Annotated in this window: 13 protein-coding genes, 1 other RNA gene and 2 pseudogenes; 7 read left to right on the plus strand and 9 right to left on the minus strand. The window is 72.7% G+C overall.

Features of this window, described 5'->3' with window-relative positions; all coding sequences use genetic code 11:
* The first annotated feature begins 74 nt into the window (after positions 1 to 74).
* From ACZ6ZP_RS02960 to ACZ6ZP_RS02970, 3 genes are all read left to right on the plus strand, one after another.
* On the plus strand, positions 75 to 1,055 hold the full coding sequence (locus tag ACZ6ZP_RS02960) for an asparaginase (RefSeq protein WP_366462114.1): 981 nt from the start codon (positions 75 to 77) through the stop codon (positions 1,053 to 1,055).
* An 80-nt stretch (positions 1,056 to 1,135) separates the two neighbouring features.
* A complete protein-coding gene (gene aspA / locus ACZ6ZP_RS02965; protein WP_351159823.1) occupies positions 1,136 to 2,533 on the plus strand; it encodes an aspartate ammonia-lyase in 1,398 nt (465 codons plus the stop codon).
* 42 nt (positions 2,534 to 2,575) lie between these two features.
* Positions 2,576 to 3,511: a glutaminase gene (locus ACZ6ZP_RS02970; protein ID WP_351159825.1), complete on the plus strand. Its 936-nt coding sequence runs from the start codon at positions 2,576 to 2,578 to the stop codon at positions 3,509 to 3,511.
* A gap of 70 nt (positions 3,512 to 3,581) precedes the next feature.
* Here the strand turns inward: ACZ6ZP_RS02970 and rnpB are convergent.
* The 4 genes and pseudogenes from rnpB to ACZ6ZP_RS02990 all read right to left on the minus strand — a co-directional run bounded on the left by rnpB (position 3,582) and on the right by ACZ6ZP_RS02990 (position 6,550).
* Positions 3,582 to 3,989, minus strand: an RNA gene (gene rnpB, locus ACZ6ZP_RS02975) — RNase P RNA component class A.
* 121 nt (positions 3,990 to 4,110) lie between these two features.
* Positions 4,111 to 4,890, minus strand: a pseudogene (locus ACZ6ZP_RS02980) (DMT family transporter); the annotation flags it as partial.
* Positions 4,891 to 4,900: 10 nt separating this feature from the next.
* A complete protein-coding gene (locus ACZ6ZP_RS02985; protein WP_469405319.1) occupies positions 4,901 to 5,866 on the minus strand; it encodes a helix-turn-helix domain-containing protein in 966 nt (321 codons plus the stop codon).
* Between the two features lie 115 nt (positions 5,867 to 5,981).
* Positions 5,982 to 6,550, minus strand: a pseudogene (locus ACZ6ZP_RS02990) (Uma2 family endonuclease).
* A gap of 238 nt (positions 6,551 to 6,788) precedes the next feature.
* On the opposite strand from ACZ6ZP_RS02990, the gene ACZ6ZP_RS02995 reads away from it, so the two are divergent.
* On the plus strand, positions 6,789 to 7,622 hold the full coding sequence (locus tag ACZ6ZP_RS02995; RefSeq protein ID WP_469405785.1) for a MerR family transcriptional regulator: 834 nt from the start codon (positions 6,789 to 6,791) through the stop codon (positions 7,620 to 7,622).
* Positions 7,619 to 8,458, plus strand: coding sequence for a hypothetical protein (locus ACZ6ZP_RS03000; protein ID WP_469405321.1), 840 nt, complete (start codon positions 7,619 to 7,621; stop codon positions 8,456 to 8,458). Before ACZ6ZP_RS02995 ends, ACZ6ZP_RS03000 begins: the two co-directional genes overlap by 4 nt.
* Here ACZ6ZP_RS03000 and ACZ6ZP_RS03005 read toward each other — a convergent pair.
* Complete coding sequence (locus ACZ6ZP_RS03005) at positions 8,409 to 9,851, minus strand: RNB domain-containing ribonuclease (RefSeq protein ID WP_469405322.1); 1,443 nt, start codon at positions 9,849 to 9,851, stop codon at positions 8,409 to 8,411. The two genes, ACZ6ZP_RS03000 and ACZ6ZP_RS03005, sit on opposite strands and share 50 nt — an antisense overlap.
* Before the next feature lie 153 nt (positions 9,852 to 10,004).
* Between ACZ6ZP_RS03005 and yaaA the strand changes: the two genes are divergently transcribed.
* A complete protein-coding gene (gene yaaA / locus ACZ6ZP_RS03010) occupies positions 10,005 to 10,805 on the plus strand; it encodes a peroxide stress protein YaaA (RefSeq protein ID WP_351159833.1) in 801 nt (266 codons plus the stop codon).
* A gap of 81 nt (positions 10,806 to 10,886) precedes the next feature.
* A complete protein-coding gene (gene eda / locus ACZ6ZP_RS03015) occupies positions 10,887 to 11,525 on the plus strand; it encodes a bifunctional 4-hydroxy-2-oxoglutarate aldolase/2-dehydro-3-deoxy-phosphogluconate aldolase (protein ID WP_361462755.1) in 639 nt (212 codons plus the stop codon).
* An 82-nt stretch (positions 11,526 to 11,607) separates the two neighbouring features.
* Here the strand turns inward: eda and ACZ6ZP_RS03020 are convergent, their stop codons facing one another.
* The 4 genes from ACZ6ZP_RS03020 to ACZ6ZP_RS03035 all read right to left on the minus strand — a co-directional run bounded on the left by ACZ6ZP_RS03020 (position 11,608) and on the right by ACZ6ZP_RS03035 (position 15,607).
* Positions 11,608 to 12,882 (minus strand): bifunctional RNase H/acid phosphatase, encoded by a 1,275-nt coding sequence (locus ACZ6ZP_RS03020; protein WP_361462953.1) that lies wholly within the window; start codon positions 12,880 to 12,882, stop codon positions 11,608 to 11,610.
* A gap of 12 nt (positions 12,883 to 12,894) precedes the next feature.
* Entirely contained in the window at positions 12,895 to 13,638 is a 744-nt protein-coding gene (locus ACZ6ZP_RS03025; RefSeq protein WP_351160675.1) for a zinc ribbon domain-containing protein, read from the minus strand.
* Entirely contained in the window at positions 13,635 to 14,486 is an 852-nt protein-coding gene (locus tag ACZ6ZP_RS03030) for a Nif3-like dinuclear metal center hexameric protein (RefSeq protein ID WP_469405324.1), read from the minus strand. The genes ACZ6ZP_RS03025 and ACZ6ZP_RS03030 overlap by 4 nt, the downstream gene beginning before the upstream one ends.
* A gap of 77 nt (positions 14,487 to 14,563) precedes the next feature.
* Positions 14,564 to 15,607, minus strand: a complete 1,044-nt coding sequence (locus tag ACZ6ZP_RS03035; protein ID WP_468613739.1) for an ABC transporter substrate-binding protein — start codon at positions 15,605 to 15,607, stop codon at positions 14,564 to 14,566.
* Between the last annotated feature and the right edge of the window lie 4 nt (positions 15,608 to 15,611).

Consider the following 15,611-nt stretch of genomic DNA (forward strand, 5'->3'; position numbering starts at 1 on the left):
CTCCTGCGTACGGGAGTTCATACGGGGGTTCATGCGGGCGTTCATACGGGAGTTCACTCGCCGATGCGCCCGCGGTGCGGGAACCTCTGCACGCGCCCGTCGCCCGTCTCGTACGCGGCGGTGTCATCGAGGGCATCCACTACGGGTCGGTGGTCGTGCTGGCCGCCGACGGGAGCGTGGAGCTGCAGATCGGTGACATCGAGGCGGCGTTCTACCCGCGCTCGGCGATCAAGCCGGTGCAGGCCGTGGCGCTGCTGCGGGCCGGGCTCCCGCTCGACGGCGAACTGCTCGCGCTGACCGCGGCGAGCCACTCCGGCGAGGAGCGGCATCTCGCCGGTGCACGGCGAATCCTGGAGCTGGCCGGGCTCGTCGAGGACGACCTGCGCAATGTCGCCGACCTGCCCTTCGACCCGGTCGTGCGGGAGGACTGGATCCGCGCAGGACGGCTGCCGTCACGGCTCGCGCAGAACTGCTCGGGCAAGCATGCGGCGATGCTGTACACGGCGCGGCTGAACGGCTGGTCGCTCGACGACTGCCTCGATCCCGCCCATCCGCTCCAGCGGGCGATCGCGAGGACCGTCGAGGAGCTCACCGGGCAGGCCGTCGCCCGGGTGACGGTCGACGGCTGCGGCGCACCTCTGTTCTCCGTCTCCCTGCACGGCCTCGCACGCGCCGCGGCCAGGATCACCACGGCGCCGCCCGGCACCCCCGAGGCGCGGGTGGCCGACGCGATGCGCGAGCACGCCGAGATGGCGTCGGGCTCCGGCCGCGACGTCGCCGCCCTGATGCGGGCCGTGCCGGGGCTGCTCGCCAAGGACGGCTTCGAAGGGGTGCAGGTCGCGGCGCTGCCGGACGGCCGGGCCGTCGCCGTGAAGATCTCCGACGGGTCGGACCGGGCGCGCCTGCCGGTGACCGCGGCGGCGCTCGCGCGCTGCGGGGTCGATCCGGCCGCGCTCGCCGGGTTCGGCGACGCGCCGCTGCTCGGGGGCGGGGAGGTGGTCGGCTCCATCCGTCCGGCGCGGGCGCTTGAGCCGATCACGTCGGCGTCCGTCTGACACATCCGCCCCTCACGCCCCTCACGCCCAACTCGCCCAACTCGCCCAACTCGCGCAACCCAGAAGGAAGCCGCACCACCATGACCGTCCGCAGCGAGCACGACCTGCTCGGCCACCGTGACATCCCCGCCGAGGCGTACTGGGGTGTCCACTCCCTGCGCGCCAAGGAGAACTTCCCCATCACGGGGACCCCGATCTCCACCTACCCGCACCTCATCAAGGCGCTCGCCGCGGTCAAGGAGGCCGCCGCGCTCGCCAACGAGGAGCTCGGCCTGCTTGAGCCCCGCAAGGCGGCGGCCGTCGTCGAGGCCTGCCGGGAGATCCGCGAGGGCAAGCTGCACGACCAGTTCGTGGTGGACGTCATCCAGGGCGGGGCCGGCACCTCGACGAACATGAACGCCAACGAGGTCGTCGCCAACCGCGCCCTTGAGCTGCTCGGCCACGCCAAGGGCGCCTACGAGTTCCTGCACCCGAACGAGGACGTCAACCTCGGGCAGTCGACCAACGACGTCTATCCGACGGCCGTCAAGATCGGCACGGTCTTCGCGGTGCGCGAGCTCCTGGAGGCGATGGCCGTGCTCCAGGACGCCTTCGCGGCCAAGGCGGTCGAGTTCCGCGACGTCCTGAAGATGGGGCGCACGCAGCTGCAGGACGCCGTGCCGATGACGCTCGGCCAGGAGTTCTCGGCGTACGCGGTGATGCTCGACGAGGACCGCAGCCGGCTCGCCGAGGCCGTCGAACTGATCCACGAGATCAACCTGGGCGCGACGGCGATCGGCACGGGACTCAACGCGCCCGCGGGCTACGCCGAAGCGGCGCGCAGGCACCTCTCGGACATCACCGGTCTTCCGCTGGTGACGGCGGCGAACCTGGTCGAGGCCACCCAGGACTGCGGGGCCTTCGTCCAGATGTCCGGGGTCCTCAAGCGGATCGCGGTGAAGCTCTCCAAGAGCTGCAACGACCTGCGCCTCCTGTCGTCCGGGCCGCGCGCGGGCCTGAACGAGATCAACCTGCCGCCGGTGCAGGCCGGTTCGAGCATCATGCCGGGCAAGGTGAACCCGGTGATCCCCGAGGTGGTCAACCAGGTCGCCTTCGAGGTGATCGGCAACGACGTCACGATCACCATGGCGGCGGAGGCGGGCCAGCTCCAGCTGAACGCGTTCGAGCCGATCATCCTGCACTCCCTGTCCGAGAGCCTCACGCATCTGCGCGCCGCCTGCCTGACGCTCGCCGAGCGGTGCGTAGCCGGAATCACGGCCAACACCGACTCCCTTCGCGCGGCGGTCGAGAACTCCATCGGCCTGGTCACCGCGCTCAACCCCCACATCGGGTACGAGGCGGCCACCGCCATCGCCAAGGAGGCACTCGCCACGGGACGCGGCGTGGCGGAACTCGTCCTGGAGAAGGGCCTGTTGCCCGCCGAACGCCTGGCGGAGCTGCTCCGCCCCGAGGTCCTCGCGGGCTCACAGCGCGCCTGAGCCCCCGCGCCGCCCGACCGCCCCGGCCCACGACAGTCCAGAATGGCGATCATGAAGACGCCGTCCCCGACCTTCCAGCCGGTCCTCGACCGCATCGCGGCCGAGATGGAGAACACACCGGAACGCGGCAGACCCGCCGACTACATCCCGGCGCTCGCCGCGTGCGACCCGCGCCGGTTCGGCATGGCCGTCGCCGAGCCGGACGGCACGGTGTACGGGGTGGGCGACTGGCGCCAGCCCTTCTCCGCGCAGTCCATCACCAAGGTCTTCACCCTCGCGCTCGACCTGGCGCGCGAGGGTGACGCCCTGTGGGAACACGTGGGCCGCGAGCCGTCCGGCAACCCCTTCAACTCGCTCGTACAGCTGGAGTACGAGAACGGCATCCCGCGCAATCCCTTCATCAACGCGGGCGCGCTGGTCGTGACGGACCGCCTCCAGACGCAGACCGGCGACGCGGCCGCCGCGCTGCTCGACTTCCTGCGCGCGGAGAGCGGCAACGACGGGCTCGCCATCAACGAGGCCGTCGCCGCGTCGGAGTCCGCGCACGGGGACCGCAACGCAGCGCTCGGCCACTTCATGGCGTCGTACGGAAACATCGGCAACCCGGTCCCCGTCCTCCTGAACCAGTACTTCCGCCAGTGCTCCGTCGAGGCGTCCTGCGCCGACCTCGCCCTGGCCACCGGTTTCCTCGCCCGCCACGGCATCCGCGCCGACGGCACCCGCCTGCTCAGCGGCAGCCAGGCCAAGCAGGTCAACGCCATCATGCTCACCTGCGGCACGTACGACGCGGCGGGCGAATTCGCCTACCGCGTGGGCCTGCCCGGCAAGAGCGGCGTCGGCGGCGGCATCATCGCCGTCGTCCCCGGCCACTGCACGCTCTGCGTCTGGAGCCCCGGCCTGGACGAACGGGGCAACTCGGTGTCGGGCGTTGCGGCGCTGGACCGGTTCACGACGCTCACGGGGCTTTCGGTGTTCTGAGGCGCGGGGGGCCTAGGCGCGGCGGGCCCGAAAGAGGAGTCCCCGGTGGGAGCCGGGAAGGGAGAAGCGGCAGACGAGTCGGGCTGTACGCCGGGTTCTGTCGCCCGGTCGCCTCGCGGCGGCCGGGGAGACGGCCATCCATCTAGGACCCGCATTGCTGCGGGCCTCGTGCGGTCTACCCGCGGACTCGGGCGGGCAGCCCTCGGTCGTCCGCGCAGAGCCACCGAAGTGGCTCCTTTTGACCTTGCTCCAGGTGGGGTTTACCTAGCCGCCTGAGTCACCTCAGGCGCTGGTGGTCTCTTACACCACCGTTTCACCCTTACCGGGGGCCGAAGCCTCCGGCGGTCTGTTTTCTGTGGCACTGTCCCGCGGGTCACCCCGGGTGGCCGTTAGCCACCACCTTGCCCTGTGGAGCCCGGACGTTCCTCGGGAAGAGCCCCTGGTGAGGGAAGCTTCACGCGGCCGTCCGCCCGGCTCGTCTGCCGTGTCGACCATGCTACCCGCCGCGACCCCGGCTCCCGGCCCGAGGATCCCGCCGTCGCCAGGAACGAGCCCGCCAGGATGAGGGTGAAGGCCGCCGCGATGCCCGCCGTGAAGGGCTCGGAGAGGAACGTGACGCCCGCCGCCACCGCCACCGCCGGGTTCACGTAGGTGAAGACGACCGCGCGGGTCGGGCCCGCCTCCCGGATCAGTTCCAGGAAGACGACGAAGGCCAGGGCCGTGCAGATGACGCCGAGGCCCGCGAGGGACGCCAGGGTCCGGGCGTCCGGGACGGTGGAAGGCCAGGTCATCGCGGCCGGCACGGCGTAGACCAGCGCCGCCAAGGCCAGGCAGGGGGCGATGAGTTGGAGCGTGGGGACCGTTTTGAGGTGGCGGGCCACTATCAGGGGGGCGATCGCGTAGCCGAGGGCCGTGAGCAGGACCTCCGTCAGGGACCAGGCGTCGCCGCCCGTGAGGTGCGGGACCGTGAGGACGGCCACGCCGCCGAGGCCGAGCCCCAGGCCCGTGAGGCGGCGCGCGCCGAGGCGCTCCGTGTCGCCGAAGAAGCGGGCCAGGAGGGCGCCGATGATCGGTACGGCGGCGATCAGCAGGCCTGCCGTGGAGCTGGAGAGGCGGCGCTCGGCGTCCGTCAGGGTCCACCAGGGGCCCAGGATCTCGATGCAGGCGAAGGCCAGCATCGGTTTCCAGTGGGTGCGCAGGACGCGGGTCAGTCCCCCTTGCCGCAGGGCGAACGGCAGCAGCAGTGCGGCGCCGAGCGCGCAGCGGGTGAAGACCACCATCGAGGGCGAGAGGTCTTCGACCGCCACTTTGATCATCAGGTACGGGATGCCCCAGAGGACGCCCATGAGGGAGAAGAGGAACCAGCCGCGTGCAGTCATGCGGGCAGTTTCAGGCCGCTGGGCGCCCGCCGTCTTGAACGCTGTTGCGGCTGCCTCGAACGCTGGTGCGGTACGCCGCCGGGGTCACCCCGAGGACCCGGCGGAACCAGCGCGTCAGGTGCGCCTGGTCGGCGAAGCCCACCAGGGACGCCGCCTGCGCGGGCCGCAGCCCCGCTTCGAGGAGCGCGCGGGCCCGGGTCACGCGATGCTGGGCGAGCCAGGCGTAGGGCGGCATCCCCGTCGACGTACGGAAGGCGCGCAGGAGTTGGTAGCGGGACAGGCCCAGGGGGGCGGCCAGTTCGGCGAGGGAGGGCGGGGCGAGGAGTTCGTCCGCGAGGCGGTCGCGTACGGCGCGGGCGATGCGGTCGGCGCCGGGCACGGTGTCGCACAGGAGCCGGGCGGTGCCGTGTCTGCGGGCGAGGGCGGTGAGCAGCCAGGGGAGGCGTGACTCGGCCTCCAGCGGGTCCGACGGGCCAGGGCTGCCGCTGAGTTCGGTGTGCGCGGTGCGCAGGGCCGCGGCCAGTTCGGGGTCGTGCAGGACGGGGTCGCCGAAGTGCGGTGCGGTCAGGGTGCCCTCGGCGAGGAGGTGGGGCGCCGGGTACATCGCACGGTAGGCGTATCCGCCCTGACGGCCGGGGCCGCCGGTGTGCACTTCGCCGGGGGCGAGTACGACGATGCTTCCGGGCCCCACGTCGAGGCGTCCGCCCCGGTAGTCGATGACCTCGGAGCCGCCGACGCAGACGCCGACGGTGAACTCCTCGTGGTAGTGCGGGGCGTATCGGTGCTGGTCGAAGCGGGCGGTGAGGAGATCGAGGGGCGGCGCGCACGGTTCGAGCCGGGCACGGGTCCAGACCGCGTGCTCCCGGCTGCCGCCGGACGAAGCCGTGTGCGTGTGGCCGCCGTGCGGTGCCGCGTGCGTATGGCCGCCGTGCGCCGCCGTGTACGTATGGCCGCCGTGCACTGTCCCACCGTCCATGCCGCTCCCCCTCGTCACCGCTCTCAGGGGTGCAACGCCCGCGCGCCACTCTTCTATGCCGCGCGGGAGGGCGTTGCCACGCGGGGGCGTCGACGAACTGCCCGGCCGACGGCCCTCAGTCGAACTCCGCGGTCTCCAGCTCGAAGCCGAACGGTTCGGGCAGGGCCACCGCCTTGCCGAAGGGGAGCGTGCAGTGCTGGCGGTAGTCATCCCCTTCCGGGTCTCTGAACAGCGTCACCGAGGAGCCCTCACGGTCGATGAGCAAGTAGAGCGGGATGCCGCCGCGGGCGTAGCAGCGGCGCTTGGCCTCGCGGTCCGCCTGCGGCTTGGTGGAGGTGACCTCGACGACCAGGGCGACGCCTTCACGGGGCATCCAGGGGTCGGCGCCGCGGAAGAGCCGCAGCTCCCTTGGGGCGAATGTGCCGTCCGGGACGGCGTGGTTCTTCGGGCAGGCGCCCCCGCTCTTCGGCTTCAGGCCTTGTTCCCGGAGAACTGCATATCGGTCTGGGAACGCCTGATCACCTGCTCCACGACCAGGCCGATGCAGTCCTCGTGGTCCCCGTCCGGCGGCGGCGTCACGACGATCTCCCCCTCGATCAGCTCCGCCCGGTAACCCTCCGGGGTGTCCAGCGCGAGGAAGCCTTCCAGGAGGACCTCTGCCTGCGTGAGCGGCTCGTGTGCCATGGCAGTCATGTCACGCCCCTTCCTCGGTCGCTCGCCAGACTGGGACATCGCTTGATCCGCCGTCCAAGAGATCGGGAGTTGTTCCGTCGACCGTGGCACACGTTCCCGGGCCGCCGTCAGGCTTCGCCCGCCCGGCGGGTCCCGGGTCGGCTTCGCTTGACCTTGTCGCAGCGTCAACGTTTCTACTGGGCTCATGAACGGGATGAGCGGGCCGAACGGGCGGGGTGGGCGGGGCGGGATGCGGATCGGGGAGCTGGCCGGCATCGTCGGCGTCACCACGCGGGCCATCAGGCACTATCACCACCTCGGGCTGCTGCCCGAGCCCGAGCGGCGGGCCAATGGCTACCGGGAGTACGGGCTGCGGCACGCCGTCGTGCTCGCGCGGATCCGGCGGCTGACCGAGCTGGGGCTCGGCCTCGCCGAGGTGCGGGACGTGCTCGCGGACGACGCGGGGCGCGAGCTCGCCGAGGTGCTCGCGGAGCTGGACGCGGACCTCGCCCGGCAGGAGGCCGCGATCCATGAGCGGCGGGAGCGGCTGCGGGTCCTGCTGGGGGACGCGGAGCGCGGGGTGCTGTCCGCCGAGGGGCCCGTCTCCCCCGAACTGGGCGCGTTCTTCGCCGAGATGGCCCGCTCCACCGCGGGGCGCGAGGGGCCCGAGTCCGCGATGGCCGCGAAGGACCGGGAGCTGCTCGCCCTGATCGACACGACCGCGCCACAGGAGGACCGGGACAGGCTCCTGGCCGCGATGAGCCCGGCGCTGACGTCTCCCGATGCGGTGGAGCGGGCGCACGAGGTGTACGCGCTGCTCGACGCGCTCGCGGGCCCCGATGTCGCCGGCCTCGGCGACCCGCGTACGGAGGCCGCCGTGGACAAGGCGGCGCGGGCGCTCGCCGACGCGTTGCCCGACTCCCTCCTCGCTGAGCTGGGCACGGAGGGCGTGCGGGCGGTGGCCGACGGGATCGGCCGTGGCCAGGACCGCTTCCTGGAGGCCTTCTTCGCCGACTTCGCGCCCGCGCAGGCGGAGGCCGTGCGCCGCGGGATGCGGCTGCTCATGGAGCGGGGCGAGCAGTGAAGGGTCTGCGGGTGGAGACGCTGCGGGTGGAGGCGCTGGCGCGGGGGCTCGCCTGGGTGGTCGTACCCGTCGAACTCGTCCTTGTCGTCTGTCTGGCGGCGGGGGCCTCGCTCCCCACGGACGTACTCATCGGCGTGGAGGCCGTCGCCGCCCTCATGCTGGCCGTCGAGGGCGTGGCGCTCGCCGTGGTGTACCGGCGGGGCGGGCGCGCGGCGGTCAGGGACGTCGTGCCGGAGCCGGTGCGCAGGATCGTCGGGCACGAGCTGCGGGTGCTCGGCAGTCTCGTGCTGTGGGTGGGCCGGCGGCGGCACGGCGTGCGGGAGGGGGACCTGGCGTTCGGGCACGCCCGCGATCAGGCCGCGATGCTCTACGGCTTCGTCTTCGTCTGCGTCGTGGAGACCATCGGGATGGCCGTACTGCTGCGGAGCTGGCCCGCGGTCCATGCGGTGGTGCTCGTCGTGGACGTCTACTCCGTCGTCCTGATGCTGGGCATCCAGGCCGCCTCCGTGACCCGGCCGCACGTCCTGACCCAAGACTCGCTCCGCGTACGTCAGGGCGCCCACCGGGATCTGCTGATACCACTGGAGCGGATCGCCGCCGTCCGCGGTGAGCGGCGCTTCACGCACGAGGCCGCCGACGGGGTGCTCGACCTGCCCGTCGGCGCGCAGACCTCCCTCACCCTGGAGCTGTCGGAGCCCGTCACGGCGGTCGGTTTCCTCGGCAAGCGGCGCCCGGTGACGACGGTGCGGCTGCACGCGGACGAGCCGGAGCGGCTGCTGAGCGCCCTCAGGCAGGCGCGAACCGGACCTTCGCCGTCCCTGGCTCGGCCTGCGTGAGCCGCACCCGCAGCCGCTCCCCCAGCGGGAGACCGCCGGTGCCGCCCTCGACGCGGGCGACGATCGCGGGGGTGGTCAACTGCACGGTCCCCACGTCCGGTTCACGCTCCTGGACGTCCACGACCACCGCGTCGAAGAGCTCGCCGACCCGGTCCTTGAGCAGCGCCGCCTCGACGATGTCCACGCACTCGCGCTCCACGGTGTTGCCGCGCCGCGTGCCGTCCGCCATCTCCTTGGGCAGCTCGGGCAGCGCGTCGAGCACCCACTGGGGCGGCTCGTCCCCGGCCGCCGCCGCCAGGCACAGCTCGGCGGCGTAGCGGTCGACGAGGCGGCGGAGCGGGGCGGTGCAGTGGGCGTAGGGGGCGGCGACGGCGGCGTGCGTGGTGAGCTCGGGGACCTGGCCGCCGCTGAACGCGGTGTAGCCGGCGCCGCGCAGGAGCGTGGTGCACTCCTGGAGGAACGCGGCGTGGTGGGGCCGGCGCGGGTCGAGGGAGCGGACGAGCTCGGCGTACGGGACGTGGTGCGGCCAGTCGACGTCCAGGGCCTTCGCGGTGCGCCGGAGCCGGCCGACGGCGCCGTCGGGGGCGGTGGGCAGGGTCCGCAGGATTCCCGCACCGGACTGGATCATCAGCTCGGCGGCGGCCATGCCGGTGAGGAGGGAGATCTGGGCGTTCCACCCGTCGGCGGGCAGCGGCGCGCGATACACGAGTTCGTACGCGCCGTCCCGCTCGACGATCTCCTGCTCGGGCACGTTGAGGGAGATGCCGCCCCGCTCGACCTCAAGCCGCTCACGCAGCCGCCCGATGTCGGCGAGCAGCGCGAGGGCCTCCTCGGCGGTGCCGCCGTCGATGGCCTGCTGCACGCCTGCGTAGTCGAGCTTCGCGCGGCTGCGTACGAGGGCACGGCGCACGTCGGTGGAGACGGCGCGCCCCTCCGCGTCGAGGTCGATGGTCCACAGGACGGCGGGGCAGTCCTGTCCCGGCAGCAGACTGGCCGCGCCCTCGCTCAGGACGGTGGGGTGCAGCGGCACCTTCTCGTCGGGGAAGTAGAGGGTGGTGACGCGCCGGTGGGCCTCCGTGTCGAGGGGCGCGCCCGGTGTGATGTACGCGGCGACGTCGGCGATGGCGTATCGCACCCGGAATCCGCCGCCGTCCCGCCGGGACAGGTGCATCGCCTGGTCGAGGTCGACGGAGGTGGGCGGGTCGATGGTGAAGAGGGGGATGTCGGTCGCGTCGTACGCGGGAAGCCGCGGAGCGGCGACGGCGCGCTGGGCATCGGCGAGGACGTCCCCGGAAAACCCCTCGGGAACGTCCAACGTCACACGCAGCTCACGCAGCGCGCTCCGCAAGGGAGCTTCGGCTGCGGTGGTCACACGGAGATGGCGACGGGGCATGGGTCGAGCGTAGGCGGGGTGGGGCGGGGCGGCATGGCGGGGCGGCAGCCGGTCGCCCGCTCCGCCGGGGGTCTTGCGGCGACGCGGGGGAGCCCGAGGCGATTACCCTGGCGCGGGGCCGCATCCCCTCTCGTCACCCTCCGAAGGAGACCCATGCTCGTCCTGCTGCCGCCCTCCGAAGGCAAGGCATCCTCCGGCCGCGGCGCTCCCCTGAAGCCGGAGTCGCTCTCCCTGCCGGCCCTCGCGGACGCGCGGCAGGCCGTGCTCGACGAGTTGGTCGAGCTCTGCGTGGCGGACGAGGAGAAGGCCCGTGACGTCCTCGGGCTCAGCGAGGGGCTGCGCGGTGAGGTCGCGAAGAACACCGAGCTCCGTACGGCGGGCGCGCGCCCGGCGGGTGAGATCTACACCGGTGTCCTGTACGACGCCCTCGACCTCGCCACCCTGGACGCCGCCGCCAAGCGCCGCGCGGCCCGCTCGCTCCTCGTCTTCTCCGGCCTGTGGGGCGCCGTCGGCGTCACCGACCGCATCCCCTCCTACCGCTGCTCGATGGGCGTGAAGCTGCCGGGCCTCGGCGCGCTCGGCGCCTACTGGCGCACTCCGATGGCCTCGGCCATGCCCGAGGCCGCCGGTGACGGACTCGTCCTCGACCTGCGTTCGTCGGCGTACACCGCCGCGTGGAAGCCGAAGGGCGAGGTCGCGGACCGCACGGCGACGGTGCGGGTGCTGCACGCGCAGCTGGTCGACGGGGTCGAGAAGCGGTCCGTCGTCTCGCACTTCAACAAGGCGACCAAGGGGCGGATCGTGCGGTCCTTGCTGGAGACGGGTGCCCAGCCGAAGAACCCGGCCGAGCTGGTGGAGGCGCTGCGGGACCTCGGGCACGTGGTGGAGGCGCAGGCCCCCGCCAAGGCGGGCAAGGCGTGGGCGCTCGACGTGGTGGTGCGCGAGATCCACTGATCCCGCGGCCCGCGAAACCGCCGGTTGCAGCATGCGCAACGCCCTTTGCGCATGCTGCGTACACCGGGGCAGGATGCACCCATGACTTCCCCCTCCGCCGCGGCCTCCGCCTCCGTGCTCGATCTCGCCCCCGTCGTCCCCGTAGTCGTCGTGGAGGACGTCGCCGACGCCGTACCGCTGGCCCGCGCTCTGGTCGCGGGCGGACTGCCCGCGATCGAGGTGACCCTGCGGACGCCCGCCGCGCTCGACGCGATCCGGGCCATCGCGGCGGAGGTGCCGGACGCGGTGGTCGGCGCGGGCACGGTCATCTCGCCCCAGGGCGTCGCGGAGTCCGTCGACGCCGGGGCCCGCTTCCTGGTGAGCCCGGGGTGGACGGACACGCTGCTGGCCGCCATGAAGGCGTCTGGGGTGCCGTTCCTGCCGGGCGTCTCGACGACGTCCGAGGTCGTGGCGCTGCTGGAGCGCGGCGTGCACGAGATGAAGTTCTTCCCGGCGGAGGCCGCGGGCGGCACCGCCTACCTCAAGTCGCTGGGCGGACCGCTGCCGCAGGCCCGCTTCTGCCCGACGGGCGGCATCGGCCTCGCCTCCGCTCCGTCGTACCTCGCCCTGAAGAACGTCGGCTGCGTGGGCGGCAGCTGGATGCTGCCCGCGGATGCGGTCGCGGCGAAGGACTGGACCCGCGTCGAGTCCCTGGCCCGCGAGGCAGCAGCACTGCGATAGGCGCCCCGCAAGGGGCGCGGGGAACTGCGCGCTCAGCCACGACGCACCCGCGGTGACTGCACGCCGCGAACCCCGCCAAGCCCTACCGCAGGTGCGACGTGTCGTTCAGCAGCCGCACCGACGCGTTCCCGTCCCCGTAGTACGCCACCGCCGAGACGGACGCCGCCGAGAGCTCCATCCGGAACAGGGACTCCGGCGGCGCGCCCAGCGCAAGGCGCACCAGCGTCTTGATCGGCGTGACGTGCGTGACGAGCAGGACCGTGCGGCCCGCGTACTCGGCGACGAGACGCTCCCGGGCCGCCGACACCCGCTGAGCCACCGCGGCGAAGGACTCGCCGCCCGGCGGCGCGGCGTCGGGCGAGGCCAGCCATGCGTTCAGCTCATCCGGCCGGCGCTCGCGCACCTCGCCGAAGGTGAGGCCCTCCCAGGCCCCGAAGTCCGTCTCGCGCAGCCCGTCCTCGATGCGTACGTCGAGACCGAGGCGGGCCGCGACGGCCTGCGCGGTCTCCTGGCAGCGCTTCAGCGGCGAGGAGACGATCGCCTGGATCGTGCCCCGCGCGGCGAACGCCGCCGCCGCGCGCTCGGCCTGGCCCCGCCCCACGTCGGAGAGCGACGGATCGGTCCCGCCGCTGCCGGAGAACCGCTTCTGGGGGGTCAGCGCGGTCTCGCCGTGCCGCAGCAGGACGAAGGTCGCGGGGGCACCCAGATCGGCCGGTGCCGCCCAGCCGACGGACGGGGCCTGCGCCGCCACGTTCTCAGCGGCGCGCACATCGGCGCCCGCGTCGGCCAGCGCCAGGGGGTCGGACTCCCGGCGTTCGGCCAGCGCCGCCCGCGCCTTGGCCGCACCCGCGGCGGCGTCACCCGGCGGGTCGGAGCGCACGTCCGCGCCCGCCCGCGAGGCGCCCGCGTCCAGCTCCGCCGTCGAATCCGACGCCGACCACCGCTCGCCCCGCTTGCCCGCGTCCATCGCCTCGTTGGCGAGACGGTCCGCGTGCTTGTTCTTCTCGCGCGGGATCCACTCGTACGTCACCTGGGACGACGGGTAGATCCGCGCGGCCTCGGCGGCGAGCGGCTTCATGTCCGGGTGCTTGATCTTCCAGCGGCCCGACATCTGCTCGACGACGAGCTTGGAGTCCATGCGGACGTGGACCGAGGCGGCCGGGTCGAGTTCGTGCGCCGCCTTCAGACCGGCCACCAGCCCCTTGTACTCGGCGACGTTGTTCGTCGCGACGCCGATGTACTGCGCGACCTCCCGCAGGGTCTCCCCCGTGGTCGCGTCGATGACGACCGAGCCGTAGCCCGCGGGCCCCGGGTTGCCCCGCGACCCGCCGTCGGCCTCGACGATGAACTCCCGCACGGCCACGGGCGCTTACAGACCCGACTCGGAGGTGCGGACCAGGATGCGGCTGCAGTTCTCGCACCGCACGACCGTGTCGGGGGACGCCGCCTTCACCTCGTTGACGCCGGTGATGTCCAGCTCGATGCGGCAGCCCTCGCAGCGCCGCTGGTAGAGCCTGGCCGCGCCGACGCCGCCCTCCTTGACCCGGAGCTTGTCGTAGAGCTTGAGCAGGTCGGCCGGGATCGAACCCGCCACGACCTCGCGCTCCTTGGTGACCGTGGCGGCCTCGCCGTCGATCTCCTCGGAGGCCGCGTCACGGCGGGCCGTGGCGTCGTCGATCTTCGACTGGACCGAGGAGACACGTTCCGTCAGCTCGGAGACCCGCTCCTGGGCGGACTCGCGGCGCTCCATGACCTCGAGGACCACGTCCTCCAGGTCGCCCTGGCGCTTGGCGAGCGAGGCGATCTCGCGCTGGAGGTTCTCCAGGTCCTTGGGGGACGTCACGGCGCCGGAGTCCAGGCGCTGCTGGTCACGGTTGGCGCGCTGGCGCACCTGGTCGACGTCCTGCTCCGCCTTGGTCTGCTCGCGGGAGCAGTCGCTCTCCTCGGTCGTCGAGGCGACGAGCAGGTCGCGCAGCTGCGCGAGGTCCTTGTTCAGCGACTCGATCTCGGCGTGCTCGGGCAGGGACTTCTTCCGGTGCGCCAGCTGCTGGAGGCGTACGTCGAATGCCTGGATGTCGAGGAGTCGGATCTGGTCGGCGGGCGCGGCGTTCAGTTGGGGGCTCCTGTGGTGTGGGTATTCGAGGCCGCGTGGGCGGTCCAGGGGTCGGTGACCGTCTTGGAGACGTGGACGCGAAGGCCCCATCCGTGACGGTCGGAGATCTGATCGAGCTGCGCGGCGGCCAGCTCGCACCACGGCCACTCGGTGGCCCAGTGCGCGGCGTCGAGCAGCGCGAGCGGAGTCTGTGCGCGGGCCTCGGACACCGGGTGGTGCCGCAGGTCCGCGGTGAGGAAGGCGTCGACGCCGGACGCGCGTACGTCGTCGAAGAGGCTGTCGCCGGAGCCGCCGCTGACCGCGACCGTGCGGATCAGCTGCTCCGGGTCGCCCGCGACCCGGATGCCCTGCGCGGTGGCGGGCAGCCGCTCGGCCGCGCGGGCGGCGAGTTCGCGGAGCGTCAGGGGGTGGTCGAGCTCGCAGATACGGCCGAGGCCGCGGCGGGCGTGCGCGTCGGCCGGGTCCGGTACGAGGGGACGGACGACCCGCAGGTCGAGCGCGCCCGCGAGGGCGTCGGAGACGCCGGGGTCGGCGCGGTCCGCGTTCGTGTGCGCGACGTGCAGCGCGACGTCGTTCTTGATCAGGTCGTGGACGACGCGGCCCTTGAAGGTGGCGGCCGAGACCGTCGTCGTGCCGCGCAGATAGAGCGGGTGGTGCGTGACCAGGAGCTGGGCGCCCAGCTTCACCGCTTCGTCGACGATGTCCTGGACGGGGTCGACGGCGAAGAGGACCCGGGAGATCTCCGCCTCGGGGTCGCCGCAGACCGTGCCGACCGCGTCCCAGCTCTCGGCGAGTTCGGCGGGCCACAGGGCGTCGAGGGCGGCGATGACTTCAGACAGACGGGGCACAGAGGAAAGGCTACCTGTCCTCTGCGCCCCACTGGCCATGGCTTACGTACTGCTACCGACCGCCCACGAGCTGCGCCCTACTTGACGAGGAAGCCCTTGAGGTCGCCGAGGACCTCGTTGGCCGCCGTCACGCCGAGGCCCAGGTACCAGGTCTCGTCCGGGACGTCCTTGGCCCGGCCCTTCTTGACCGCGTCGAGCTTCTTCCACAGGGGGTTCTTCTCGGCCTCGGTGCGGCCCGTCTTCTTCGCGTCGCCGTAGACGCCGGTGAAGATCCAGTCGGCGTCGGCCTCGTCGATCTTCTCGGTGCTGATCTCCGTGGCGAGGTCGTTGATCTGCTGGTTCTTGGGGCGGGGCAGGCCGGTGTCGTCGAGGATCGTGCCGATGAAGGACGCCTTGGCGTAGAGGCGGACGCGGTCCGGCATGTAGCGGAGCATCGTGATCGTCGGCTTGTCGTCGCCGAGCTCGCGGCCCAGGTTGCGCGCCTTCTCCTCGTACTCGGCCAGCTCCGTCTTCGCCTTCTCGGTCTTGTCCAGCGCGGCCGCGTTCAGGAGGTAGTTCTCCTTCCACGTGAAGCCGGGGCGGATGGAGAAGACGGTCGGGGCGATCTTGGAGAGCTGCGGGTAGAGCTTGGCGGCGCGCAGTTCGCTGCCGAGGATCAGGTCCGGCTTCAGGTTCGCGATGGCCTCCAGGTTGAGGGCGTTGATCGTGCCCACGTCCTTGGGGTCGCCCGCGTCCTTCTTCAGGTAGCCGGGTACGCCGTCGTCGCCCTCGGTGGGGGCGTAGCCGACGGGCTTGACGCCGAGCGAGACGACGTTGTCGAGCTCGCCGACGTCCAGGACCACGACCCGCTTGGGCTCCGCCTTGAGCTCCGTCTTGCCGCGGGCGTGCGTGATGGTGCGCGGGAACGCGCCCGCCTTGGCGGTGGTGCCCATCTTCGCGGTCTGCTCGGCGGCCTTGGAGAAGTCGTCGCCGCCCTGGGCGACGGCCTTGCTGCCGCTGCCGTCGTCGGACGTGCCGCCGCTGTCACCGGACCCGCAGGCCGCGAGGGAGAGCGCGCCGGCCACGGCGAGGGCGAGGGCGGCGGTGGCACGCGTGCGGCGGGGTCGTACGGACGGGGACATCGGT

This window comes from Streptomyces sp. NPDC054047 (genome assembly GCF_055585065.1).